The 24,203-nt window shown below is 48.1% G+C and carries 20 protein-coding genes and 1 riboswitch; of the genes, 11 read left to right on the plus strand and 9 right to left on the minus strand.

Annotated features, from left to right (window positions below):
- Nucleotides 1-90 precede the first annotated feature (90 nt).
- Nucleotides 91-1,005 (plus strand): class I SAM-dependent methyltransferase, encoded by a 915-nt coding sequence (locus tag NYE42_RS16615; protein WP_352426594.1) that lies wholly within the window; start codon nucleotides 91-93, stop codon nucleotides 1,003-1,005.
- Nucleotides 1,006-1,057: 52 nt separating this feature from the next.
- On the opposite strand, the gene NYE42_RS16620 is transcribed toward NYE42_RS16615, so the two are convergent.
- Both NYE42_RS16620 and sspJ read right to left on the minus strand, forming a co-directional pair.
- Entirely contained in the window at nucleotides 1,058-2,470 is a 1,413-nt protein-coding gene (locus tag NYE42_RS16620) for an amino acid permease (protein ID WP_007410036.1), read from the minus strand.
- A gap of 110 nt (nucleotides 2,471-2,580) precedes the next feature.
- A riboswitch (Lysine riboswitch) is annotated at nucleotides 2,581-2,761 on the minus strand.
- A gap of 121 nt (nucleotides 2,762-2,882) precedes the next feature.
- Nucleotides 2,883-3,023, minus strand: a complete 141-nt coding sequence (gene sspJ, locus NYE42_RS16625) for a small acid-soluble spore protein SspJ (protein ID WP_007410034.1) — start codon at nucleotides 3,021-3,023, stop codon at nucleotides 2,883-2,885.
- 183 nt (nucleotides 3,024-3,206) lie between these two features.
- Here sspJ and NYE42_RS16630 point away from each other — a divergent pair, with 183 nt between their 5' ends.
- Together NYE42_RS16630 and NYE42_RS16635 are read left to right on the plus strand one after the other, a co-directional pair.
- On the plus strand, nucleotides 3,207-3,689 hold the full coding sequence (locus tag NYE42_RS16630) for a metal-dependent hydrolase (protein ID WP_003151759.1): 483 nt from the start codon (nucleotides 3,207-3,209) through the stop codon (nucleotides 3,687-3,689).
- Between the two features lie 41 nt (nucleotides 3,690-3,730).
- On the plus strand, nucleotides 3,731-5,587 hold the full coding sequence (locus NYE42_RS16635) for an LTA synthase family protein (protein WP_352426595.1): 1,857 nt from the start codon (nucleotides 3,731-3,733) through the stop codon (nucleotides 5,585-5,587).
- Between the two features lie 30 nt (nucleotides 5,588-5,617).
- On the opposite strand, the gene NYE42_RS16640 is transcribed toward NYE42_RS16635, so the two are convergent.
- On the minus strand, nucleotides 5,618-6,544 hold the full coding sequence (locus NYE42_RS16640; protein WP_043020702.1) for a substrate-binding domain-containing protein: 927 nt from the start codon (nucleotides 6,542-6,544) through the stop codon (nucleotides 5,618-5,620).
- 117 nt (nucleotides 6,545-6,661) lie between these two features.
- On the opposite strand from NYE42_RS16640, the gene modA reads away from it, so the two are divergent.
- The 7 genes from modA to NYE42_RS16675 all read left to right on the plus strand — a co-directional run bounded on the left by modA (nucleotide 6,662) and on the right by NYE42_RS16675 (nucleotide 13,294).
- The gene (gene modA / locus NYE42_RS16645; protein WP_040238895.1) at nucleotides 6,662-7,459 is read left to right on the plus strand and encodes a molybdate ABC transporter substrate-binding protein; all 798 of its coding nucleotides are present in this window, start codon (nucleotides 6,662-6,664) and stop codon (nucleotides 7,457-7,459) included.
- Nucleotides 7,440-8,123: a molybdate ABC transporter permease subunit gene (gene modB / locus NYE42_RS16650; protein WP_014305804.1), complete on the plus strand. Its 684-nt coding sequence runs from the start codon at nucleotides 7,440-7,442 to the stop codon at nucleotides 8,121-8,123. Before modA ends, modB begins: the two co-directional genes overlap by 20 nt.
- A 94-nt stretch (nucleotides 8,124-8,217) precedes the next feature.
- Complete coding sequence (locus tag NYE42_RS16655) at nucleotides 8,218-8,865, plus strand: response regulator transcription factor (protein ID WP_007410028.1); 648 nt, start codon at nucleotides 8,218-8,220, stop codon at nucleotides 8,863-8,865.
- A gap of 5 nt (nucleotides 8,866-8,870) precedes the next feature.
- Nucleotides 8,871-9,974: a sensor histidine kinase gene (locus tag NYE42_RS16660; RefSeq protein WP_327942197.1), complete on the plus strand. Its 1,104-nt coding sequence runs from the start codon at nucleotides 8,871-8,873 to the stop codon at nucleotides 9,972-9,974.
- A 119-nt stretch (nucleotides 9,975-10,093) separates the two neighbouring features.
- Nucleotides 10,094-11,029 (plus strand): ABC transporter ATP-binding protein, encoded by a 936-nt coding sequence (locus tag NYE42_RS16665; protein ID WP_020956334.1) that lies wholly within the window; start codon nucleotides 10,094-10,096, stop codon nucleotides 11,027-11,029.
- Nucleotides 11,030-11,052: 23 nt separating this feature from the next.
- Nucleotides 11,053-12,147, plus strand: coding sequence for an ABC transporter permease (locus NYE42_RS16670; protein WP_039253870.1), 1,095 nt, complete (start codon nucleotides 11,053-11,055; stop codon nucleotides 12,145-12,147).
- Between the two features lies 1 nt (nucleotide 12,148).
- Nucleotides 12,149-13,294, plus strand: coding sequence for an ABC transporter permease (locus NYE42_RS16675; protein ID WP_039253868.1), 1,146 nt, complete (start codon nucleotides 12,149-12,151; stop codon nucleotides 13,292-13,294).
- Between the two features lie 32 nt (nucleotides 13,295-13,326).
- Here NYE42_RS16675 and NYE42_RS16680 read toward each other — a convergent pair whose 3' ends face one another.
- Nucleotides 13,327-14,157: an aldo/keto reductase gene (locus NYE42_RS16680; protein ID WP_007410023.1), complete on the minus strand. Its 831-nt coding sequence runs from the start codon at nucleotides 14,155-14,157 to the stop codon at nucleotides 13,327-13,329.
- 221 nt (nucleotides 14,158-14,378) lie between these two features.
- On the opposite strand from NYE42_RS16680, the gene NYE42_RS16685 reads away from it, so the two are divergent.
- Nucleotides 14,379-14,864 (plus strand): hypothetical protein, encoded by a 486-nt coding sequence (locus NYE42_RS16685; protein WP_039253864.1) that lies wholly within the window; start codon nucleotides 14,379-14,381, stop codon nucleotides 14,862-14,864.
- 39 nt (nucleotides 14,865-14,903) lie between these two features.
- Here NYE42_RS16685 and NYE42_RS16690 read toward each other — a convergent pair whose 3' ends face one another.
- The 5 genes from NYE42_RS16690 to NYE42_RS16710 all read right to left on the minus strand — a co-directional run bounded on the left by NYE42_RS16690 (nucleotide 14,904) and on the right by NYE42_RS16710 (nucleotide 24,092).
- Entirely contained in the window at nucleotides 14,904-16,919 is a 2,016-nt protein-coding gene (locus NYE42_RS16690) for a Na+/H+ antiporter (protein ID WP_039253862.1), read from the minus strand.
- Between the two features lie 347 nt (nucleotides 16,920-17,266).
- Entirely contained in the window at nucleotides 17,267-18,982 is a 1,716-nt protein-coding gene (gene cysI / locus NYE42_RS16695; protein WP_039253860.1) for an assimilatory sulfite reductase (NADPH) hemoprotein subunit, read from the minus strand.
- Between the two features lie 27 nt (nucleotides 18,983-19,009).
- Nucleotides 19,010-20,818: an assimilatory sulfite reductase (NADPH) flavoprotein subunit gene (locus NYE42_RS16700; protein ID WP_007410019.1), complete on the minus strand. Its 1,809-nt coding sequence runs from the start codon at nucleotides 20,816-20,818 to the stop codon at nucleotides 19,010-19,012.
- Between the two features lie 174 nt (nucleotides 20,819-20,992).
- Nucleotides 20,993-23,311 carry an RNA polymerase recycling motor HelD gene (gene helD / locus NYE42_RS16705; protein WP_039253856.1) on the minus strand — a complete coding sequence of 773 codons (2,319 nt, stop codon included), beginning with the start codon at nucleotides 23,309-23,311 and terminating at the stop codon, nucleotides 20,993-20,995.
- A 172-nt stretch (nucleotides 23,312-23,483) separates the two neighbouring features.
- Entirely contained in the window at nucleotides 23,484-24,092 is a 609-nt protein-coding gene (locus NYE42_RS16710) for a trimeric intracellular cation channel family protein (protein WP_039253855.1), read from the minus strand.
- Nucleotides 24,093-24,203 lie beyond the last annotated feature (111 nt).

Below are 24,203 nucleotides of genomic sequence, written 5' to 3' on the forward strand. Positions count from 1 at the left end.
TTATTTATGCTATAATTTACATTTTTGGATTAACATGTATAATAAGATTCTCCCGGCCGGAGATTGATGTAAATAACGGAGGATCTTTATATGAAAGAAAACAAGGCGAGTATGACTTCCCTGCTGTCCGCTTTCGGAAGGGCGTACCACAGTAAATACGACACCCCGGTGATATTTGATGATTTTATGGCACAAGATCTGATTTCCGAAAAAGAGCATTCGGACATCCGCGATTATCTGATTCAAGGTATATCATTTTTCAGTAAAGACATGGCACAGAGGCTTCAAGGCCAACCGGATGACATCTTAAAATGGGTGACTCAAGTACAGCTGTCTCCTACACCGTTAGCCCGTTCCGCATATTGTGAAGAAGTGCTTTTGAATGAAGTGAAGCTCGGGGCCAAACAGTATGTTATCCTTGGCGCGGGGCTGGATACTTTCTGTTTCAGGCATCCTGAGATGACAAACGCCTTAGACATATTTGAAATCGATCATCCCGCTTCACAGGAAGACAAAATAAACAGATTGAAACATCTGAATCTCGACATTTCCCATCATCTTCATTTTGTACCGATGGACTTCGCCGCTTCGCTTTCTTTCAGCCGTCTGTATCAGGAAGGTTTTTCACGCCAAAAAACCTTTTTCAGCCTGCTCGGTGTGTCATACTATCTTACGAAAGAGCATCTCGCCCGCCTGCTCACACAATTATTTGCCGAAGTCCCGCCAGGAAGCTCTATCGTGTTTGATTATGCAGATGAGTCGCTCTTTGAAGAAAGAGGACTGTCAAACAGAGTGGAAAACATGGTGAAAATGGCTGCAAAAAGCGGAGAACCGATGTTATCGTGTTTCAGTTATAAAGAAATCGAAAAAATATTAGAATCATCAGGTCTGCTTATTTATGAACATTTATCTCCGGCGGACGTCAATGACCGTTTTTTCAGCGGACGCACTGACCATTTAACCGCATTCGAGACCATTCATTATATACATGCCGTCAAAAAGTAATCAGCTGCCGCAAACAAAAAAAGACATCTCACAGACGTGAGATGTCTTTTTGTCATACCGATTGTCTGTTGTTTGCAAATTTCTTTGAAACGAAAGGATATAACAGCAAACCGACGAAAAACAGCCCGATACCGAGAATAAAGGTCGTTAAATCGGCCGTTCCGGTAATAATGACGTAAAAAGAATAAATGCAGGCAAGGATGGCGATGATACCGTCTCTTACTCTTGAGCCCTTTATCTCGTCATACGTTTCACCCGTAAAAATGAGCTTCAGGCTGTAAAACGCTGACACGAGATACGGAATCAGATAAGCGAGCGTCGCCGCCGTCGTTAAAAACGTAAACGCGTCACTGATCGTCCGGGAAATAACCGAAAAGATAAAGATCTGTGACATCACGTTCGTTACGATTAACGACACAACCGGGCTTCCCTGTTTATTCGTTTTTGCAAAAGCAGCGGGAAAGTCTCCTGATTTTGCCGCTTGATACGGAACTTCAGAACCGAGAAGAATCCAGCCGAGCATCGTTCCGAACAGACACAAAATCGCCAGAATCGCCATAATGACGCTTCCCGCATTGCCGACGATCGCGTACAATACGTCAACAAACGGTTTTTCCGAGCCGACAAGCTTACCATGCGGAAGCACGCCCATCGTAATCAATGTCACGATGATATAGATACCAAGCGCGATCAATAATCCGGTAATGGTGGCGCGTTTCACGTCACGCTGCGAACGGGCGCGCCCGGATAAAATGACTGCCGATTCAATTCCGACGAACGCCCATAATGTTGAAATCGCCGCATTGTGGATCTGTCCGCCGATTCCCTCAACTGTGTGAGGACCTGTTTGAACCGGAAAATAAAAATGATCGAAAAACGACGTTTGAAACACAAATAAACCTGCAATGATAAAGAAGATAAATCCTAATACTTTTGAAAACGTCGTGACAAAATTTAATTTACTCGCACCGTTAATGCTGGTGACGAGAATCGTGTGAGTGCCCCATAATAAAACCGTACATACGGCAAACGTCAGCAGCTGGCCGAGCGTAACCGCCTGACCGCCGATCGAAAACATTTCACGCTTATCCGTTAAAATCGGGAAAAATGATGTTAAATATCCGGCAAGGCTCGTGATGATCGCCACGTTGCTGATCCAGCTCGCCACCCAGTAGCCCCAGACCATCGTGAAGCCCGCTGCATTCCCTTTTTTCCGATCGCTGAACAGCGCACGCGCATAGCTTTGCGGCCCCGCCGTCAGCTCAGGCTTGCGGATGGATAAGTGGCCGAAGACCAGCGCGATCATTAACACACCGGCTCCCGTTAAAAGCCATGCCGATGTGGCGCCGAACGGGCTCGCGATTTTTGCGAGCGTACTCGGAAGCGAAAAGATGCCCGAGCCTACCATATTTCCTACGACAAACGCCGTTAATAACCAAAAACCCCATTTTTTCGTCTGTTCCATTCCTGTACCTCCTGGTTGTTCATTCGTACGGACCAGACCCCGAGATCATATTTACACGCAAAAAAAGCCTGAACAAAAGTCCATGCTTAAAGAAACACACACACCCTTGATCTCCGGATAGCCCTCCGCGAAAAAGCACGCGGCAGTCCTGCACTTATTCAGATACAGTCCCAGCATAAAGAAGGATCGGCTTTCTTTACACTTCGGCGCTGATGCCTTTAACACATGTTTTGCGGCCCCTATCAGCCTGGCATGTGCGACTCATCATCAAGCGCAACCTCTACCTCACCGAGAAAGAGTGAGGATTTTTATCATTCAATTCTACTCAGAGGTTATCAGAGATAAAAAGATCTGTCAAAGGGAAAAATTAGATGAAAACGGATAGAGCGTTCGCCCTACCCGTCTTATATGGTCAGCGGTTGTTTTTTTTCTTTTGAACAGCTTCTTGAAGCGGATCGTCTTTCAGAGCTGCACCGGCGTCTTCAAGCGCGCCTTGAATGACGTTTTTGTTTTTATCGCTGTTTTTTCCTTTTTCTTTGTTAAAGAAAGCCATCTGTATCACCTCTTTATCAAATATAGGTACACCTATAATGTGTCTTTTTCCGCGGCAGAATATGCGGAATCCCCGTCTCCTTCCTTTTGGCGGAACAGGTAAAGTTTGTTGATCAAACATGCATTCTCTTGATATATTTGTAATTCAGGGGATTTTGGCAAAAATAAAAAGGAGAAGCGAAAAATGACAGGAAAAACACACATCATGGGAGGCATCGCTTCTTGTTCCGCAATTGCGTATTATTACGGGTATGATCCGGTCCTTATGACCTCAGCGGGTGCCCTCGGGGCGCTGATTCCCGACATATGCCATACGAAAAGCAAAATCGGCAGAACGCTGCCCGTTCTGTCCAAAATCGTAAGCACGGTGTTCGGCCACAGAACGTTTACACACAGCCTGCTGTTTATGCTTATTATGTTTTTCATTACGGCAACCTATATTCCGAATCCGAGCATTTCCGCCGGACTGATGATCGGAATGGCGAGTCATCTTGTGCTTGACGCATGGACCGTCAACGGCATTAAACTGCTGTTTCCGTCCGCCATCCGCTTCCGTCTTCCCCTTTATATGAGAACGGGGAGTTTTTCGGAGCAGCTTGTGCTGGCCGGCTTAACGATTGTATCCTGCTATTATTTATACGAACTGGTTCACGGCCGCATCTCTTAAACAAAAAGCATCTTTCGCTTTTAGGGTGAGGAGTCATACATATGAAGAAAACCTTTTTCAGCAATCATCGGTTTTTATGCCTGTCCATCCTGTTCATGTGGATGAAAACCTATGCCGTTTATAAGCTCGGTTTTGATCTGCAGAACAACTCGGTTCTTGAGGAATGTTTGCTTCTCATTAATCCGCTGAGCTTCATTGTGCCGCTGTTCGGCATCGCCCTGCTGCTGACAGAAAAAAAACAGCGGATCTTTCTGCTTTCGGCAAATGTGATGCTGACGGGAATTTTAATCGCGAATACGGTGTTTTACGGGTTTTATATTGATTTTATCACCATACCGGTTTTGTTTCAGGCGAGCAATATGGGTGATATGGGAAGCAGCGTCCAAGAGCTGTTTCACCCGCTTTATATCGCTTTATTTTTGGATATTGCGGTTTTGTTTTACCTTGGTAAAAGACATAAAGCCGATAAAGGGAAAGCCAGCACCCGTACCGTTAAAGCGTATGCGTGGGCATCAGCCGGCCTCATGCTGTGCAACCTTGCGCTGTCTGAGGCTGAGCAGCCGAAGCTGTTCAAGCACCCTTTTGATCGTGAAGCGCTCGTAAAAGGAATCGGCCTGTTCCACTTTCATTTGTATGACACCATTTCGCAGACGCTGAATGCAGGGGCTAAAGCGTTTGCCGACGAAGACAGCCTTGCGGCGGTCGCGAATTACACTCAAGCCGACTACAGCAGGCCGTCCGAATCAAAGTTCGGGCTCGCAAAGGGGCGCAATGTGATTTTTGTAACGCTCGAATCAACCCAGCGTTTTGTAATGGATGAGCGGGTCAACGGACGGGAGATTACCCCGTTTTTAAATAAACTGCGGAAAAAAAGTTATGACTTCACTCATTTTTATCAGCAGACTGAACAGGGAAAAACCTCAGATTCAGAATTCATTACTGCGAATTCGCTGTATCCGTCTTCAAGCGGCGCCGTTTTTTTCACAAAAAGCGGCCACCGGTTCAATACGATGTACCATATGTTAAAAGACCGTCAATACTATTCAGCCGTTCTGCATGCCAATCATAAGGCCTTTTGGAACCGGGATCAGATGTACGGGGCATTCGGAATCGACCGTTTTTTCGACGCGGATGAATTTAAGGTGACACAGGAAAATTCAACAGGCTGGGGCCTGAAGGACAAGGAATTTCTCGAACAGTCAGCGGAAAAATTAAAGAAGCTTCCGCAGCCGTTTTACGCGAGCCTGCTGACTTTGACCAACCATTTTCCTTTTGAAATTGATAAACAGGATCAGCTCATTGAGGAACCGGACACAAGCAGCGAGTTATTAAACCGCTATGTGACGACGGTCCGCTATGAAGATGAGGCCCTGAAACACTTTTTCAAGAAGCTGAAAAAAGAAGGACTGTATGACAACGCGATGATCGTCCTGATGGGAGATCATTACGGTATATCCGAAGCCCATAATCAAGGACTTGCCGAATTCTTAGGGAAAGAGGAAATCACTCCGTTTGATACGGTTCAGCTTCAGCGCGTGCCGTTTATCATTCATATTCCCGGGGTGACCGACCGTGCGCCGGAAACGATTGCTTCGGCCGCGGGACAGGTTGATGTAAGACCGACGCTGCTTCACCTGCTCGGCATTGAAACGAAAGGCAGCATTCAGTTCGGCAATGATCTGTTTTCCGGAGAGCGGACCCCGTTTGCGGTGCTGAGAAACGGCAGCTTTATCACGGATGATCATATTTATACGAAAAATACGTGTTACAGCCGTAAAACGGGTGAACCGCTTTCTGACATGAGCGCGTGCAGCGATGAGAAAGAAAAAGCGGAACAAGAGCTGATGCTTTCCGATAAAATATTAAACGGCGACCTGCTGCGGTTTTATAAGCAATAAAAAAATCCCTCCGTTATATGGAGGGATTTTTCATGTTTCATATATGAGCCGTCCGGTCATTTTCGTATCATATCCGGATAATTGAGAAAGCTGAGACTTGAATTCCTCAGAATTGAGAATGTCCTGCACGCTTTGAACAAGCTCCCGGTTTTGTTTTAAGACGACCACATCGTACTGCTCACTGATCACCGGGATAAAGTCCGTGCCCGCCATATGCGCCGCATGCTGCGACCCGACTCCGATATCCGCCTTTCCGCTTGATACTTGTGAAGCCGCTGACAGATGATCCGTGACAATGTCATGATAGCCGGCGACATCAGACGGCGTAATGCCGAAAGATCTGAGCTGTTCATCCAGCAGCACCCTCGCGCCTGATCCTTTTTCGCGATTGACGATACGGACATCCTTTCGGCTCAAATCCTGAAAGCCCTGAATGTTCAGCGGATTTCCCTTTTTCACATATAATCCGGCTTGCCGCAGCACGACATGAAAAAGCGCAAACGGCTCCCCTGAAAGAATGCGCTTCACATACGGGATGTTATACTGCCCCGTCTCCCCATCGTACAAATGCAGACTGACGATGTCACAAGCTCCGCGGTACATCTCGATCAGGCTGTTCAAACTGCCGCTGTACTTGCGGAGCGGAGCCGCCTGTATTGTTTGTTCCAGCTGTTTGCTGAGGAGGTCCATCGACACATCCTGCCCGCTGATGATAACGGACTGCCTTTTTTCCGGCTCCCGCCCGCGGGACGGGTCAGGCGCTTCTGCTGCGGATGGCTTTTTTGACATTCTCATGTTTGCTTTATATTGTTTTAAGTCCTCTTCATCGACCCTCATCTGTCTTCCGACCCTGTACGCCGGAATGAGTCCTTTTTTTATCAAATCATATACTGTCAGTTTGGAGACCTTCAAAAGGCCCGCAACTTCTTCTATTGTATAGGAAGTGGCTTCTGTCATATTATCACGCTCCGTTTTTATTATAACTGTTCAGATATTGAAAAAAAACCGCACCATCACGTACAATTGCGTTATAATTAGTTTGATCTAATGATATTTAGCTATAAGGGGTGCACAATGTTGAAAAAGAAAGCGACACTACTCACAACTGCGGCTATGGCCGTTTTCCTGGCAACTGCGGGCTGCTCATCCGGACAATCGTCCAAAGGCGGACAAAACGAAAAAGTCACGCTGACCGTTTCTGCGGCAGCCAGCGCTCAGGATGCACTTGAAGAAATCCAGACCAACTACGAAAAATCACATTCAAACGTAACCATTCAAGACAACTTCGGATCATCAGGCACATTGCAAAAACAAATTTCACAAGGCGCGGGAGCTGATTTATTCTTCTCGGCAGCCGAAGATAAATTCGAAAAGCTCGTTCATGACGGAGATATCGACAAAAAGGACAGCACGGATCTTTTGAAAAATGATCTCGTCATGATCGTGCCTGAGAAAAACAGCGCACACCTGACACATCTGAATGACCTGAAAAAAGACAGCGCGGAAAAAATCGCGCTCGGCACGCCTGAATCCGTTCCGGCCGGACAATACGCCAAACAGTCATTGACGGCATTATCCCTGTGGGACAAGGTAAAAGATAAAGTCGTCTATGCAAAAGACGTTCGCCAGGTGCTTTCTTATGTTGAAACCGGAAATGTCGATGCCGGGCTTGTCTATAAAACAGACGCGCTGATTTCGAAAAAGGTGAAAATCACCGATGAAGCGCCGGCGAAAACGCACGATCCGATCGTTTATCCGCTCGGCATCGTCAAGGATACAAAGCACCGTAAAGAAGCAGAAGCGTTTTATCAGTATCTGCAGTCAGATGAAGCAATGAAAGTGTTTAAGAAATATGGATTTACTGCCAAGTAACATTACGGCTTCGGAATTTTTCACCCCAGTCGTATTGTCTTTTGAGGTGGCTTTGGCATCAGGCATCGCCGTCATCATTCTCGGGACGCTTGCCGGCGCCTGGATGGCGAAAGCGCGATTTCCCGGAAAAACGGCTGTGGAGACCCTGTTTATGCTCCCGCTCGTTCTTCCGCCTACCGTTGTCGGCTTCATTCTCATTATCATTTTCGGGAAACACAGCTTTATCGGCCGGGCGATTGAGCGGATTTTTCACCAGCCCGTCATTTTCACGTGGTCGGCCGCGGTGATCGCTTCGGCCATTGTTGCCTTCCCGCTTATGTATCAGTCCGCTAAAACGGGCTTCGCCGCGGTTGATGCTGACATCGAGGGAGCGGCGAAAGTAGACGGAGCCGGCAGATGGCAGGTGTTCACCCGTATTTCCGTCCCGCTTGCCTTTCCCTCCCTCTTGACCGGAAGCATTCTCAGTATTGCAAGGGCGCTAGGTGAATTCGGGGCGACTTTAATGTTTGCGGGAAATATTCCCGGCGTCACCCAAACGCTGCCGACAGCGATTTACGTCGCGATGGACTCCGGCAATGAAACACTCGCCTGGGTGTGGGTGATCTGTATAGTGATCATTTCTTTCCTGATGCTGTTTTTCATTCAATTGAAAAAACCCGCTTGACCGATCCGCCTTCCGCGCACCTTTCGCCGGAAGGCTTTTTGATTTAAAATCGGATGGTATATAATGAAACAAAAAACACACAAAGGGTGCGGCCATGAAGATTAATGTCATTATCGCGGATGATAATTCTTTCATCAGAGAAGGAATGAAAATCATTTTGCATACATATGAGGAATTTACTGTATCGGCAACGTTGGAAAACGGCCTGGAGGCGGCCGAGTATTGTAAACACAATCCCGTCGATATCGCCTTGCTGGACGTCCGCATGCCGGTGATGAACGGCGTCGAAGCCGCAAAACGGATTGCGGAGGAAACGGATACGAAGCCGATGATCCTGACGACATTTGACGACGATGAGTATATTTTAGAAGCGATTAAAAACGGCGCGAAAGGATATTTATTAAAAAACACCGAACCGGAACGGATACGCGATGCGATCAAAAGCGTTTTCAACGGACACAGCATTCTTCAGGACACCGTGCTGGATAAAATAAAAGACAGCCTTTTCCGGCCGGCGGAAGCCGCGCATCAGATTGATGAAAGCCAGTTTACTGAAAGAGAGCTCAGCATCATGTCGCTTATTGCGAAAGGACTGTCGAACAGGGAAATTTCAAAACAGCTTTTCATTTCTGAAGGGACGACGGCCAATTATATTTCATCTATTTTAGGGAAAACAGGGCTTGAGCACAGAACGCAGATCGCGATTTATTATATCACCGGGAAGGTGGATAACGGGCGTTGAACGGTATGGATTTTTGGATGCTGATGAGCAGACTGATTGCCATTTTTTATACGTCTTTTTTGTTCGTATCGGCAGACCGCCCTTACACGCCGTATGCCGTCTTGTTTCTGCTGCTTTATCTGTCTTTGGGCATTGCGGTCTGCATGATCAGGCCGCCCGCTTGGAGGCGCGGGGTCACCCTCATGGCGCTGGCATTGACCGCCTGGCTTTCCGCCTTAGGCCATCCGGCGTTTCTATTTCTTTTGCCGCCCGCCATTTTTGCCGTTCTTGCCGAATATCCGGTTCACCGCTATGTGTTCTGCCTGCTCGTGTTTTTGCCGTTTTTATTTGTCCCGTACGGCGACCTTCCGACTTATATCGTCATGACCTTGTTCTGCTTGGCGATATTCGTTTTGGCCGCCCGGTCCAGCGACCGGCTGAAAAAATATGAAGAGCAGTCAGACAATATGCGCTCAAGCATTGAAAAACTGACGAAACAGCTGCACAGCAGCACAGAATATATCAAACAATCGGAGTATACCGGCAAACTCGAAGAAAGAAACAGGTTGTCCCAAGCCATCCATGACAAAATCGGCCATTCCATGACAGGCGCGCTCATTCAGATGGAAGCGGCGAAGCGGATGCTCGGCTCCCATCCGGACAAAGCGGCTGAACTGCTCCAAAACGCCATTACCATTTCCAAAGAAGGCATAGAGGATATCCGCATTACGCTTAAAAATATGAAACCTCCCGCTGAACAAATGGGCATTCACAGATTAAGAACGTTTATTGATGAATTTTCGGCCAAAAACGGGATGCCGGTTCCGTTTACGCATCAAGGCGATTTGGACAGACTGACGCAAATGCATTGGAGAGTCATTCAGGAAAACGTAACCGAAGCCTTGACCAATGCAATGAAATACGCCGATGCCACACAGATTTTCATTGATGTCCATGTGCTGAACAAAGCCGTAAAAGCGGAAGTGAAAGATAACGGAAACGGCGCTGGCCGCTTTAAAAAAGGCCTCGGCATGCTCGGTATGGAAGAACGGGCGGCCGTTTTGCACGGAACCGTTATTTTTGACGGCACGGCCGGTTTTTCCGTCACGACATTGCTTCCGGTTGAATAAGTGAATGTTTTCATGTGAAAAATATGAAGATTCTCATGTCAAAGGAATGAACAGCTGCACTAACGGCCGTTCATTCTTTTTTTTATAATAAGAGCATCATAAGACATAGAGGTGGAAACATGAACATTTTGGAGCTCAAACAGCTGAGTAAGAAATTCGGTGATTATGCCGCCGTTGACCAGATGTCGCTTGCCGTAAAAGAAGGTGAGATTTTCGGGTTTCTCGGCGCAAACGGAGCCGGAAAAAGCACGACGATCAATATGATCTCAGGCCTTTTAAAACCTTCAGGCGGAGACATTCTGTTCCTCGGAAAAGATATTTTCAAATATAGCAAAGCAACGAAAATGAATATCGGCATCGTCCCTCAGGACCTCGCGATTTACGAAGAATTAAACGCCTATGAAAATGTGAAGTTCTTCGCCGGGCTGTACGGCCTGAGAGGGGCGGCTCTGAAAGAACGGGTCGAGGAAGCCCTGACATTCGTCGGCTTGAGCGATAAACACAAATATTTGCCGAAGCATTTTTCCGGCGGAATGAAGCGCAGGCTCAATATTGCGTGCGCTCTTGCCCACCGGCCGAAACTGATCATCATGGATGAACCGACGGTCGGCATTGACCCGCAATCAAGAAATTATATTCTGCAATCAGTGAAAAAGCTGAATGAAATGGGCTGCACGATCATCTACACGAGCCACTACATGGAGGAAGTGGAAGAAATATGCACACGCATCGCCATCATCGACCACGGAAAAGTCATCGCAGAAGGCACAAAAGAACAGCTGACCTCCATCATTACCGACACGAAGGACGTCGTGATTGAGCTGTCATCCGGAAACGGCATCAGCCTTGGCGATATTCAGGAGCTGCCAGGCGTCAGAGCCGCCACACTGGAAGAAAACAGCGTGAAAATCAGCTCTGACACAGGGGTCAACAATTTAAACCGCCTGATCCGGTACTTCATGGACAAAGGAATTGAAATCCGCTCCTTGCAGGAACAGGCCCCTGACTTAGAAACGGTATTTCTCACGCTGACAGGCAGAAGCCTGCGCGACTGACCTCACTGAAAGGAGGATTGCAAATGAATATTCTGCACATCGCCGGGAAAGAAATCAAAATCAGTTTCCGCGACAGACGGACTTTTATTTTCATGCTTGCTTTTCCGATCGTCTTCATGCTGATTTTCACTGCGGCATTATCAAACGCCTTTGATTCAGAGGTGACGGTCGGGAACATCGAGGTCGTATATACGGACCAGTCAAACGGCCCTCTTTCTCATGATTTTACTGAGTTTATGAAAGCCGCCAAAAAAGAGCATGTCTATTTTCAAAAAGCGGACACGGAGGCAAAAGGCAAAAACGAGGTTCGAGAAAATCAGGCGGATGCTTTCGTCACTGTAAAAAACACCGGTTTTCAAGTCTTTACAAATGACCGGAGCGGCATAAACGGCACGATCGTCCAAGGCATGCTGACCGCTTTTACCAATCAATACAAAGCAGGCGCCGCCGCTTACAAGGCGCATAAGGCGCCTTCCGCCGGACAAATCAAAAGCGATTATATGAAGCAGACGTCTTTACACAAAGCGAAAGAACCGAAAGCGAAAGATTTTTACGCGATATCCATGACGACGATGATCGGGCTGTACGCCTCGATTTTTGCAAGCACCTTATTCCGCGGGGAAAGAATACGGCACACCGCAGATCGCCTGATCGCCGCCCCGCTCCGGAAAAGCGATATCTTTCTCGGAAAGATGCTCGGCATTTTGGCTGTGAATGTTCTGACGATTCTTGCCGTTGTCGCCTTCAGCAAATTTATCTTAAAAGCGAATTGGGGCAGCCACATGGGACTTGTGCTTTTGATTCTCGTTTCTGAAATTCTTTTGGCCGTCAGCTTCGGGCTCAGCCTGAGCTATTTGACCAGAAAACCCGAAAGCGCCAGATTAATCACCGTCATCATCGTTCAGGTGATGTCCATTATCGGCGGCGCCTATTACAAATATGAAGGCGGAGGAATTTCCGCCCTGTCGCCCTTATCCTGGATCAATAAGGCGATTAACAACATCATTTACGCAAATGATGTATCAGCGGCATGGCCTGCACTCGGTTTAAATACAGCATTGGCGGCACTCTTTTTGCTGATCGCCGCATTTACGTTTCAAAGACGGGAGGGACTGTAATATGAAAAACTTCTGGTGGCTGTTTGCGCACACTCTCAAAGGGATTACAAAAAGCAAAAAACAGCTCATTCTTTATATCGGGGCTCCGCTGATCGGCGTCTTCCTCTCCTTCATGACCAATGCCAACGGCGGAGCCGAAACGCTCAATATCGGCATTCTCGATCAAGACGGCGGAGAAGTGGCGCAGGATACGGCCGCGTTTTTAAAAGGACTGGATCATGTGAAGATTTCGGAGGAAACGGCTGCGTCCGCCACATCAAAAATCGCTTCAGGAAAAATGGAGGCGCTCATTACGTTTGAAAAAGGCTTCTCCCAAAGCGTAAAAGACGGGAAACCGTCTCACATCGGCATGACCTCGCTGAAAGGCGCCCAGGTCACCGGATATGTCAGCTCTTATTTGTACAATTATATGAACAGCATCGCCTCAATCGGCAAATCCTCCGGCGGAGACGCAAAGGCCTTTCAGGCGATGTACGCCGATTTCAAGCATTCTCCCATTCAAACGGAGTCCGCTGTTTTACAAGATACATCGAACCATAAAGAAATGACCTACTCAGTCATCGGGTATCTCATTATCATTATGCTCTATTCCGCCGGCAACCTGACGGAACTGATGATTAAAGAGAGAGAAAACAGGACATACTACAGGCTTCTGTCAACGCCGATCACATCAAAGCAGTATGTATTGGCGAACGCGGCGGTGAATATCATTATCATGGCCGTCCAAATTCTATTCGCCGTTCTCTTTATGGGCGCCGCTTTTCATATTCATCCGTCATTCCCGCTGTGGCAGCTGTTCGTCCTGATGATGCTGTTTGCATTAAGCGCGATCGGGGTCGCCTTTATTGCCGTCGGTTTTTCCACCAGCAGCGCTTCGGCATCGGCGCTTTTGAATTTGATCGTCGTGCCGACATGCTTGCTGGCCGGCTGCTTCTTTCCGGGCAATATTATGCCGAAAACGGTGCAGACAATCGCCGAATTTCTGCCTCAGCGCTGGGTGCTCGATACGGTGGATCAATTGCAGCAAGGCCGCACGTTCCAAAGCCTGATGCTGAACATCATCATTTTGGGAGCCTTCGCCGCCGCCCTGTTATTAATAGCCGCATACAGGTTCAGCGTAAAACGTCAGACACAGACATTTATGTAAAGAAAAACAGCCCCGTAAAGGGCTGTTTTTTCTTAGAACAGAAGCTCGTCCGGATTCGGGCCGACACGCTCGTCTTTGTTCAATGCGCTGATCTTTTCCATTTCTTCCTGTGACAGTTCGAAATCAAAAATATCGGCATTTTCTATGATGCGGTGCTCTTTAATCGATTTCGGAATGGTAACGACTTCGTTTTGAAGATCCCAGCGCAAAATCACTTGAGCAACCGATTTGTTATGTTTTTCCGCAATTTGTGACAGCACTTCGTTATCGAGAAGCTGTCCCTGCATCAATGGAGACCATGCTTCCACTTGAATGCCCTGCGCTTTGCAGAAATCTCTTACTTCTTTTTGAGTCAGGCGCGGGTGGAATTCAATCTGGTTGACCATCGGCTTGATTTCAGCATCTTTCAGCAGTTCTTCTAAATGATGCACTTGGAAGTTGCTGACGCCGATGGCGCGGATTTTGCCGTCTTTGTACAGCTTTTCAAGAGCGCGCCATGTGTCTTTATATTTATCCTTGCCCGGCCAGTGAATCAGGTAAAGGTCGAGGTAATCGAGGCCGAGGCGCTCAAGGCTTTTCTCAAACGCGTCAAGTGTCGTTTCGTATCCTTGATCTTCATTCCACACTTTTGACGTGATGAACAGCTCTTCTCTGGCAACGCCCGCAGCTCTGATGCCTTCGCCGACACCCTCTTCATTTTTGTAAATAGCCGCCGTATCAATGCTGCGGTAGCCGTTTCTGATTGCCGCTTCGACGGAGTCCGCCGCTACGCTTCCGTTTTCCACCTTGAAGACGCCAAGGCCGAACCACGGCATTTCAACGCCATTATGAAGCTTTACAGTATCTTTTAAGCTTTTTGCCACGTTGAACCATCCTTTCTAGTCATTATGTAAACGGTTATTATTATCTCACATTTCCGCCGTAAGAAACCAATTATACGCTCATCGTTATCACAAAAACCATCTTTAGTGCCCAAGCACCACTTCCGTTATTATTTTCCTATTTTTCAAAAATTCCGGTTAACCGGTTAACTGTCCGGGTAAATCGCTACTGTAGCCACCACACAATTGAAGGAGGAAATCATATGAAACGTATGCGTATCCCGATATCCGTTGCCCTTGGCGCCGCTTTGTCTCTGACTCCTCTGTCCTTTGTATCCGCAAAAGAAACCCCGGTCCCTCAAAACATGGCACAGCAATCATCAGATGTCTCAGCAAAAGATGTCGGATTAAACATTGACGTTGACCTGCTCGGCATCGGCAATTCGATTGCTGACGCGATTAAGTCGGCGCAAAACCGTGACGGCTTCGTCAAAAACTTAATGGAATCTTCATTCTACGCTTCCGGACAAAAATATAACGTCATGGTGTTTAATTTAAGCCAGGAATATGAAGATCATTTTAACGGTGTTCAGTTTTACGGTTCCGCCGTTTATGACGGCATCACGTACGGCATTTGGGTGTTTGAAGACGGAAGCTTCACCAATAAAGGTGATGGCGGCTGGATCAACTGGGCCTTCAGAGGCTGGTTTGACCGCGACGGCGATCACGTCGAATTCCATCGTCCGTAATCAAAAAAAGTCCGGCGACAGATGCCGGACTTTTTTGATTTATTCATCTCCGTCAAGCATGGCCGCTTCCACATCATTGATGTATTGGCGAAGCTCATGTGACATATCGCGGGAAATTTCCCGCTCTTCGAACAATGTTTGGATTTCGTTGCGGATGGCCTGCACGGCCCGCAGTTTGATTTCGAGTTTTTGATTTTCAAAACGGCGGCTCGGACTCTGTTCGTGATACGAGTGCCCCAGCCTGAAAATCAAGTGATTGTAAAAGGAAATGACGGCAAGCGTCACATCTTTATTTTCTTCAGTCATGTGTTTTTTCAGGCTTTCAATGGCCGCTTTTGCCGTTTTAACCCTTGTGGCGCGGATGAGGCCTTCTTCATTTAAAATCGTCATTTCCGGCTTTTTTTGTTCACCGAAAAAGATCCAGTACATCAGGCGTTTCAGCTTTTTCTTAGATAAGCCGACTTTAAACGGATTCGTATACAGCACTTCCAGTTCATCAAACCGTTCCTGAAGGCTGTCAGCCGTTTCTTCCGGTATGTCGCCCCGCTCAATCAGCCGCAGCAATTCTTCTTGTTCAGCCTGTATCCCTTGGGCGCGGACTTTCCGCTCATCTTTTTTCGTGCGGTTTTTGACGGTGAACTGCTGAAACCTGAGATTTTTCATTTTCTCATTGTATTCGGCAATAACCGCAAAAGAAGCCGTTTTGTTTGTCTCATTCATATTTTCTTTAATGGCCGTTAAGGCTGCCTTTATCAGCTTCCGTCTCGCTGTCAGCAATTTGACTTTCTTCTCTTTCACATTGTCTTCCGGCTTATCTGTCAAAATCGGCAGTACGATTGTCGCCAGCACCAATGTGCACATAATAACACCTGCGGCTAAAAAGAGAATCAAATTCCGTTCAGGAAACGGTGAGCCGTCAGAGAGCACGTAAGGAATGGAAAAGGAACCCGCAAGCGTGACCGCTCCCCTGACGCCTGAAACCGAAATCAGCAGGGTCGAGCGCAGGCCGGGTTTATAAATGCTCTGATCCTTGTTAAAAAACCACTTGCCGTTCCAAAAAAACAGCACCCACAAAAACCTGAGAATCATTAACGTCAGCGTAATGACGATAATGTACCCGATGACCATCATATTGTTAAACGCGGTATCATTAAAGATGACGGAAACCACATCCGGTATTTGCGCCCCTAAAATAACGAAAACAAGACCGTTCAGAATGAACAAAATAATATTCCACGTACTTGAAGAGACGATTTGCAATTTGACCATCGTTGATTCAAGACGGTCCTGCTCCACCGCATGCGTGATGCCGCCGGCCACAACAGCTAAAATGCCGGAAACGCCGATTTCTTCAGCCGCGAGATAGATGACGAACGGCGTCAGAATTTGAATCAGCATATGCATCGTGACATCCTGCATGCCGAGGCGGCGCAAAAACAGCCGGAAACGGATAATCAAAAAAGAAATGACGACACCGCTGAGTAAACCGCCGGCTGAAATCAGAACGAAACTGAAGGCGGCCTGCGCCAGCGAAAATGCGCCCGTCACGGCAGCCGCAATCGCAAATTTAAAAGCGACCAGGCCGGATGCGTCATTCATCAGTCCTTCTCCTTCAAGGAGACGCAGAATGCCTTTTGGCATCTTCACTCGCCCTGACAGCGCGCTGACCGCGACAACGTCAGTCGGTGACAGTATCGCCGCCAGCCCGAACGCGGCAGCCAGCGGGATGCTCGGAATCATCCAATGAATCGTGTAACCGCCGACAATCACCGTGGCAAACACGAGCCCGAGCGCAAGCAGCAGAATCGGCGCTCTTAAATTCCAAAGTTCCGCACGCGGCGTCCGTTTTCCATCGTTAAAAAGCAGCGGAGCGATAAACAAAACAAAAAACAATTCGGTATTCAGTTCAAAATGAAGCCCCTGCGGAAATGACGCCGCAATGATACCGAGCGCCACCTGAATCAAAGGCACCGGGATAAAGGGGACAAACCGATTTACGATATTTGAGATCGCGATGATGGTTAAAAGTACGAGTACGACTAAAAATATGTCCAAAGCATGACCTCCTTCATCTGCTGCATCATATCATTATTGCCTGTTCTCTGCCTTTGCCAAAGGCCGGAGCCGATGATCGGGCAGATTCCATATATTTTCCGCACGCAACCATTCTTCTTTTATTTTACCCGTTTTTATTTAAAATTTCTCATAACGTGCTCACGGCGAACTTTTTTGGCTTCAGCTACATTTTTTCCGGAAAAAGAAAAAGCCTGTTTTCTCTGAAAACAGGCTTTTTCGCAAGCTGCGTCATCTGTTTCATGACGCGGTGCAGCGTTTATGCTGCTTAGTAAAGGATAGAGAACGCACCGTCAGTGTGTCTCTATCCTTGGTTTTAAGTGCTCATCTTATTCGTGAAAATTCGTGCCGTCTGTCGTCGCTTTAATGATGCCGGCGCGGATAACGAAATCGCCGAAGTGTTCGCCTTCCTCACGCTCTTTCGCGTAGCGCGGGAGAATGGTGCGAAGCTCATTCAGAATTTCCTCTTCACCGATATTTTCCCGGTACATTTTGCTCAAACGGCTGCCGTCAAACGCCGCTCCTAAATACATATTATATTTTCCGGGCGCCTTTCCGATAAATCCGATTTCGCCGAGCGCATGGCGGGCGCAGCCATTCGGGCACCCGGTCATACGGATGGTGATTTCTTCATCCCGCAGCCCGTTTTCGTCAACAATGTCTTCAATCTTATCAATCAATTTCGGCAGATAGCGCTCGGCTTCGGCCATGGCGAGCCCGCATGTCGGAAGCGCGACGCAAGCCATTGAACTGCGGCGGAGGGCGGAATGCTGCCGGCCGTCTGTCAGACCGTATTGTTCGATTAATGCGCTGATTTGTTTCTTTTTCTGGCTCGAGACATTGCCGATAATCAGGTTTTGATTAGAGGTGAGACGGAAATCTCCCGTATGGACTTTGGCGATTTCTCGTAATCCCGTCATCAGCTTATAATTCTCATAGTCCGTGACGCGGCCGCCTTCGATAAACATCGTAAAGTGCCATTTACCTTTTACACCCTTCACCCATCCGTAACGGTCGCCGTTATGGTCAAAATGATAAGGTTTCTCTTCATCCAGCTGCCAGCCGAGGCGGTTTTCCAGCTCGGCTTTTACGTTTTCCAGCCCGAGACGGTCAACAGTGTACTTGAATCTGGCATTCTTTCTGACGGAACGGTTTCCGTAATCGCGCTGAATCGTAATGGTTTTTTCCGCTACATCATACAGCTGCTCCGGTTTGCAGAAGCCGATGACTTTTGAAAGCTGCGGATAAGTGGCCTTATCGCCGTGCGTCATTCCCATACCGCCGCCGATTGCAACGTTGAATCCGATAAGACGGCCTTCCTCCACGATGGCAATGAAGCCGAGATCTTGAGAAAAGACATCGATATCATTGGACGGAGGCACGGCGATTCCGATTTTGAATTTCCGCGGCAGGTACAGCGGCCCGTACATCGGTTCCGTTTCCGTGTCAGGAGTGCCCGCCACACGTTCCTCATCAAGCCAGATTTCATGATAGGCTCTCGTGCGCGGAAGAAGGTCATCGCTCAATTTCTTCGACCATTCGTATACTTCCGCATGAATTTCAGACTGGTGCGGATTTGAAGCGCACATGACGTTTCGGTTGACATCTCCGCAGGCCGCAATGGTATCAAGCAGCGCCGCATTGATTTTCTGAATCGTTTTTTTCATGTTCCATTTTAAAATTCCGTGCATTTGGAACGTTTCACGCGTTGTCAGCTTCAATGTATTGTTTCCGTATTTTTGCGCCAGTTCATCCATAACAAGCCATTGTTCCGGAGTTGACACGCCGCCTGGCATCCGAACGCGCAGCATGAACTGATAAGCCGGTTCAAGCTTTTGTTTTTGACGTTCATTACGGAGATCGCGGTCATCCTGCAAGTAGCTTCCGTGATGCTTCATCAGCCGGTTGTCATCGTCCGGGATGCCGGCTGAAATCCGGTCGAGCATGACTTCTTTCAATGTGCCGCGCAAATAATCACTTTTTTCTTTAATTTCCTCAACATCACTTGGAGGGCCTTCCGGCGCTTTTAAAATGTTGTTCACCATGCTGAATAAGCTCCTTTCAAACCAAAATCAATATACGTCACGCTGATAGCGTTTTTTCTGCTGCATGTCTGCCAGGAAGCTTTCCGCTTTTTCACGGCTCATGCCGCCTTCTTCCTGAATGATATCGAGAAGCGCCTGGTGCACGTCATGCGCCATATGCTGTTCATCACCGCAGATGTATACGGCGGCTCCCTGCTGCAGCCATTCATAAAGCTCTTTGCTTTGTTCTTTCATGCGGTGCTGCACATATACTTTTTCCTCCGAATCCCGGGAAAAAGCGACGTCCATTTTTGTGAGAACACCGTTTTGCAGCCATTTTTGCCATTCCGTCTGGTACAGAAAATCAGTGACAAAGTGCTGATCCCCGAAAAACAGCCATGTTTTCCCTTCAGCTCCGGTTTCTTCACGCTCCTGCATAAAGGAACGGAACGGCGCGATGCCTGTCCCCGGCCCGACCATAATGATCGGTGTATCCGGGTTTTCCGGCAGCTTGAAGTTTTGGTTGTGCTGAATGTAAATCGGAAGCGTATCTCCCGGCTGGAGTCTTTCCGCACACAGAATGCTGCAGACGCCTTTTCGTTCTCTGCCGTGCGCGTCATATCTGACCGCTCCGATTGTCAGATGCACCTCTTCCGGATTCGCTTCTAAACTGCTTGCGATCGAATAGAGCCGGGCCGGCATTTTACGCAGGATGGAAAGAAAGTCTTCCGCTGTCGCTTCCCACGGCCCGAAATCCCGGACGAGATCAAGCAGATCACGGCCGTTGATGTACGCTTTCAGCTGCTCTTCGTTTCCTTCGGCCAGAAGTTCACTCAGCTTTTGGTCAGCCGTAAACTGTGCGGCCTTTTGCAGGAACGGTTTTGTTAAGACGGTTATTTCAAAATGAGAAGTAAGCGCATCTTTCAGCGGGAGGCGCTCTCCTTGTTTATTCACCGCCACTTCCTGTTTTGGGTCCCATTTCAGCTCATTGATCAGCTCATCAACGAGCGCCGGATCATTTTCCGGATAGATGCCGAGGCTGTCTCCGGGCTGATACGCGAGGCCCGACCCTTCAAGCGAAAGCTCGAGATGGCGTGTTTCTTTATTCGAACCGCGTCCGTTCAGATTGATGTTCTCAAGAACCTCCGCCCGAAACGGGTTCGTTCTGGAATAAACGGATTCACCGAGAGCCGGCGTCTCGGCAGGCGCTTCGGCTGTTTGATTTCCCGCTCCTTCGTTCAAACCGCCGATGACCGCGTCAAGCCATTCCGAAAACGGCTCATCATAATCAAGATCGCAATCAACCCGCGGCGCAAGCTGGGTGCCGCCGAGCTCTTGAAGACGCTCGTCAAACTCTTTGCCGGTCTGGCAGAAAAATTCATACGAGCTGTCCCCGAGCGCCAAAACGGAGTAACGGAGCGCTTCAAGCTTCGGCGCGCGTCTGCCGTGAAGAAATTCATGAAAGGCCAGCGCGTTATCCGGCGGATCGCCTTCTCCGTGCGTGCTCACCACGATCAGTAAATTGTTTATTTTTTTCAGATTATTCGGCTTAAAATCGTTCATCGACGCGACGGTGACCTGAAATCCCCGTTCCTCAAGCGTCTTTACCGTCTGTTTCGCAAGACCTTCCGCATTTCCCGTTTGCGATCCGTATAATACGGTCACTTCTCTTGAAACTGCCGGGCTTTCTGCAGGAGCCGGAGCAGCGGGCGCGGCCGTTTCACCGGATTCGGACCGGGCCGCAGCCAAATAACCGCTCAGCCAGATTTTCTGTGATTCTGTCAAGGTCGGCAGAAGGCGGTTAAGGAGCTCTGCCTGCTCCTGATTAAACGGACTGTTCATGACCTGAAGTTGCAACGATATCCACCTCACAAGGAATTAAACGTAACGTACGTTATTTCTATAGGAATTGTCAAAATAATATTCTAATTGAAACTTTACCGAAAGTTTGTATGTAAGTAAAATATATAATCATGATGACAACGATTAAGATTACTAATGGTAAAAAGCCCTTTGCACTTGGCAAAGGGCTTACACGAATAAGCCGGCGGGCACTTCTTTAATAAAAGGAGAGGGTTCTCCCGGAGACAATACGGTCAGATGATGCATCGCGCGCGTACAGGCCGTATATAACAGCTTACGGTCATGTTCGCTTTTGTACTGGGCAGCAGAGGCGTCAGCAGCAATGACGGCGTCAAACTCAATGCCTTTTGCCAAATAAACGGGAATGACGCATACCCCTTTTTGAAAAGGCTGGTTTTCTTTATTGATCAAGCGGACACCGCTCTCGGCGCTGACCGCCTGAAACACTTTTTTGGCTTCCGCGGCCGTTTTGCAGATGACGGCGACCGTCTCCCAGCCTTTTTGTCTGAGCTCCTGGATTGTATCCGCCAATTGTTCCTGCCGCGCATTTTCTGTATCCGTCCGCAAAACACGCGGTTTTTCCCCGTTCCGGTTAAATGGCTCAATGTCATTACCGTCAGCCAGCAGCGCTTTCGTAAATTCAACAATCTGCCGCGTCGATCTGTAAGTCCGCTTCAGGCTGACATACTTTTCTGCACCATTGCGAAAGCAGCCGGCGAGGGAAGAAGGGCCCGTAATGGTGTGGGCATAAATCGACTGGCTGACATCACCGAGCACCGTCATCTTTGCAGCTGGGAAGATGCTTTGAATATACGTCAGCTGAAATGGAGAATAATCCTGCGCTTCATCAATGAAGACGTGCTTCATTTGTGTGTTTTTTCTTTTTCCTTCTAACAGATCCTGCAAATACAGATACGGAGCGGCATCTTCATACGGAAGTGACCGTTCTGCAAATGCGTTTCTGGTCAAAGCGCCGATGCTCTCCCAATGATCGGGCTTTTCATCAGCTCCCCAGTCTGAAAACAGCCGGAGATACATCCGTTTTATATCGAGAAAGCCGAGCCGTCTGACGGCCTGCTTAATCGGTTTAAAGGCTTTGCCGACAATAATGGCGCCAAGCAGCCGCTGTTCGCGCTGATGGTCGTCAAATGCAGGTTCATCATCATCTGCCGCCTGCTTCTTGAGTGTTTGATAAACCTCAGCATAGTCTTCCTTATCAAGCAGCTCGCTCTCCTGCAAGACCCATTCCTTCTTACGCTCCTTTTTTTCGAGAGCGCTGATTTCCGCGAGAAGCCATTCCGCTGTCAGCTCCGCTCTGTTCGGAATCGGCAGCTGCTGATCAAGCGAATAAAAATAGGCTTCAATCCGTTCTTTTGAAATCAGGATGTCTCCCCGGAAGCTGATCTGTTTACACATCAGACCCGAGCCGGAAAGCGAGCCGGCGTAGCGGTCAATCATGGACTCGAAAGCTGATGACGCTTTGTAAGCAATGGCTGCAAGCCTTACAGAAAGTGCGTCCTGATTTTGTTCAGTCAGGCAATATTCAAGCTGCTCGTACGGGCTTTCACAATCAAACTTTCGTCCGAGCCGGCGGATGATATATTCCTGAAAGGTGGCCTGCTCCATATTCTCTTCTCCCAATTCCGGCAATACGGCGGAAACATAACTGTTGAACAAAATGTTCGGGGAAAACAATACAATCTGACGGGCATCAAGCACCCCGCGACCGCGGTACAGCAAGTAAGCGGCCCGCTGAAGCGCCGCGGATGTTTTCCCGCTTCCGGCGGCTCCCTGAACAATGAGATATTTGCTTTTTTCATCCCGGATGATTTCGTTCTGTTCTTTTTGGATGGTTGACACGATGTTTTTCATATGCTGTCCGGAATGCCCACTCAGCACCTCTTGCAGCATTTCGTCACCAATCGTCATATCCGTGTTAAACATCGCTTTAAGCGTCCCGTTTTTAATGATAAACTGCCGCTTCAGTGTGATGTCTCCCTCTATCGTTTCTTCGGGAACTTCATAGCGGGCTTTTCCCGGGGAATATTGATAGTAAAGAGATGAGATGGGCGCGCGCCAATCATAAATGAGAAATTGCTCGTTGTTTTCATCCATCAAAGAAGTCAGCCCGATATAAATCCGCTCGGAAGAAGACTCCCCTTTTTCCGTAAAATCGACACGGCCGAAGTAAGGAGAGGTTTTCAGCTTTTGGATTTTTTGAAGCTGCCGGTATTGAAGCCGATGCGTCCGTTCACGTTCTGAAAGCATTTCTGCCTGCTGTTTAATGCTTGAAAATGTCTCAGCCGCTTCATGGGCGTCATCCATATTCACGGTGACATCATCCCAAAACGTTTTTCTCAGCCCGACAATATCCTGCTTCAATCCGCCCGATGAGGCTTCAAGATGAGTTTGTTTCTGTTCCAGTTCCTTCATGACAAAATTGATTCTTTCCTGCTCTTCTTTCCACTCTTTATCACGTTTTGCCATCAGCGGCACCTCCGACATCAAGCTGACAAATCCGGCTTTCATCATACAAACATATATGCAACATATTATTCAGCATTATGGTCAAATACCCTTTTTCTTATCATATCGGGCGTCTTTTTTTATCAGAAGCCGTTATGCAAAAAAAACCGATTTCGTTTGTGAAATCGGTTTTTTACTGATCTATATGATAGGAACGATTCGGCAGGCGCCACCTGAACACATAACTGCAGATGCGGCATGCCACAAGCACAAGAAACAGCACATACAAACCGGCGGCATCCCCGGCCCAGCCGAGGCCCACGATTAACCCTCCGAGCGCGGCCCAGACCGCGTAAATTTCCGCCTTGAGCACAAGCGGCTTCCTGCCCGCGAGCAAATCCCGTATGATGCCGCCCCCGCTTCCGGTCAGGACCGCTGCCGCAATTACCGCACTGAGCGGATGGCCCATTTTCACGGCATATAAAGCGCCTTGGATGGCAAACGCCGAAAGCCCGATGGCATCGGATAGGTTGCCCCATTTACTCCAATGCCTTAACAGCAGCTTCGGAAACAAAAAGACAATCGTAACTGATGCGAGAGCGATTTGAAAAAACGCGCCTTGCTCCCACAAGGCGAAGACCGGAACACCGATCAGCAGATTTCGGATCGCTCCTCCGCCGAACGCCGTTACAATCCCCAAGATATACACGCCTAAAATATCATACTCCTCTTCCATCGCAACAATCGCTCCGCTGACCGCAAACGCAATGATGCCGATTACACTAAGCAGCTCCCAGGCCATTCCATATGCTCCTTTTTATTTGTTAAATTTTCTGACGACCATTAGATTTTATAATCGCTTTCTCTTAAAATCAACCTTATTTTTGAAAGATTCTGATTCCTAACCCGGGAC

Source organism: Bacillus sp. FSL K6-2865 (assembly GCF_040311405.1).
In the GTDB taxonomy this organism is placed as follows: domain Bacteria; phylum Bacillota; class Bacilli; order Bacillales; family Bacillaceae; genus Bacillus; species Bacillus velezensis.

Coding starts and splice junctions, on each gene's coding strand:
- NYE42_RS16615 (WP_352426594.1), top strand. CDS start 91: ATGAAAGAAAACAAGGCGAGTATGACTTCCCTGCTGTCCGCTTTCGGA.
- NYE42_RS16620 (WP_007410036.1), bottom strand. CDS start 2,470: ATGGAACAGACGAAAAAATGGGGTTTTTGGTTATTAACGGCGTTTGTC.
- sspJ (WP_007410034.1), bottom strand. CDS start 3,023: ATGGCTTTCTTTAACAAAGAAAAAGGAAAAAACAGCGATAAAAACAAA.
- NYE42_RS16630 (WP_003151759.1), top strand. CDS start 3,207: ATGACAGGAAAAACACACATCATGGGAGGCATCGCTTCTTGTTCCGCA.
- NYE42_RS16635 (WP_352426595.1), top strand. CDS start 3,731: ATGAAGAAAACCTTTTTCAGCAATCATCGGTTTTTATGCCTGTCCATC.
- NYE42_RS16640 (WP_043020702.1), bottom strand. CDS start 6,544: ATGACAGAAGCCACTTCCTATACAATAGAAGAAGTTGCGGGCCTTTTG.
- modA (WP_040238895.1), top strand. CDS start 6,662: ATGTTGAAAAAGAAAGCGACACTACTCACAACTGCGGCTATGGCCGTT.
- modB (WP_014305804.1), top strand. CDS start 7,440: ATGGATTTACTGCCAAGTAACATTACGGCTTCGGAATTTTTCACCCCA.
- NYE42_RS16655 (WP_007410028.1), top strand. CDS start 8,218: ATGAAGATTAATGTCATTATCGCGGATGATAATTCTTTCATCAGAGAA.
- NYE42_RS16660 (WP_327942197.1), top strand. CDS start 8,871: ATGGATTTTTGGATGCTGATGAGCAGACTGATTGCCATTTTTTATACG.
- NYE42_RS16665 (WP_020956334.1), top strand. CDS start 10,094: ATGAACATTTTGGAGCTCAAACAGCTGAGTAAGAAATTCGGTGATTAT.
- NYE42_RS16670 (WP_039253870.1), top strand. CDS start 11,053: ATGAATATTCTGCACATCGCCGGGAAAGAAATCAAAATCAGTTTCCGC.
- NYE42_RS16675 (WP_039253868.1), top strand. CDS start 12,149: ATGAAAAACTTCTGGTGGCTGTTTGCGCACACTCTCAAAGGGATTACA.
- NYE42_RS16685 (WP_039253864.1), top strand. CDS start 14,379: ATGAAACGTATGCGTATCCCGATATCCGTTGCCCTTGGCGCCGCTTTG.
- cysI (WP_039253860.1), bottom strand. CDS start 18,982: ATGGTGAACAACATTTTAAAAGCGCCGGAAGGCCCTCCAAGTGATGTT.
- helD (WP_039253856.1), bottom strand. CDS start 23,311: ATGGCAAAACGTGATAAAGAGTGGAAAGAAGAGCAGGAAAGAATCAAT.
- NYE42_RS16710 (WP_039253855.1), bottom strand. CDS start 24,092: ATGGCCTGGGAGCTGCTTAGTGTAATCGGCATCATTGCGTTTGCGGTC.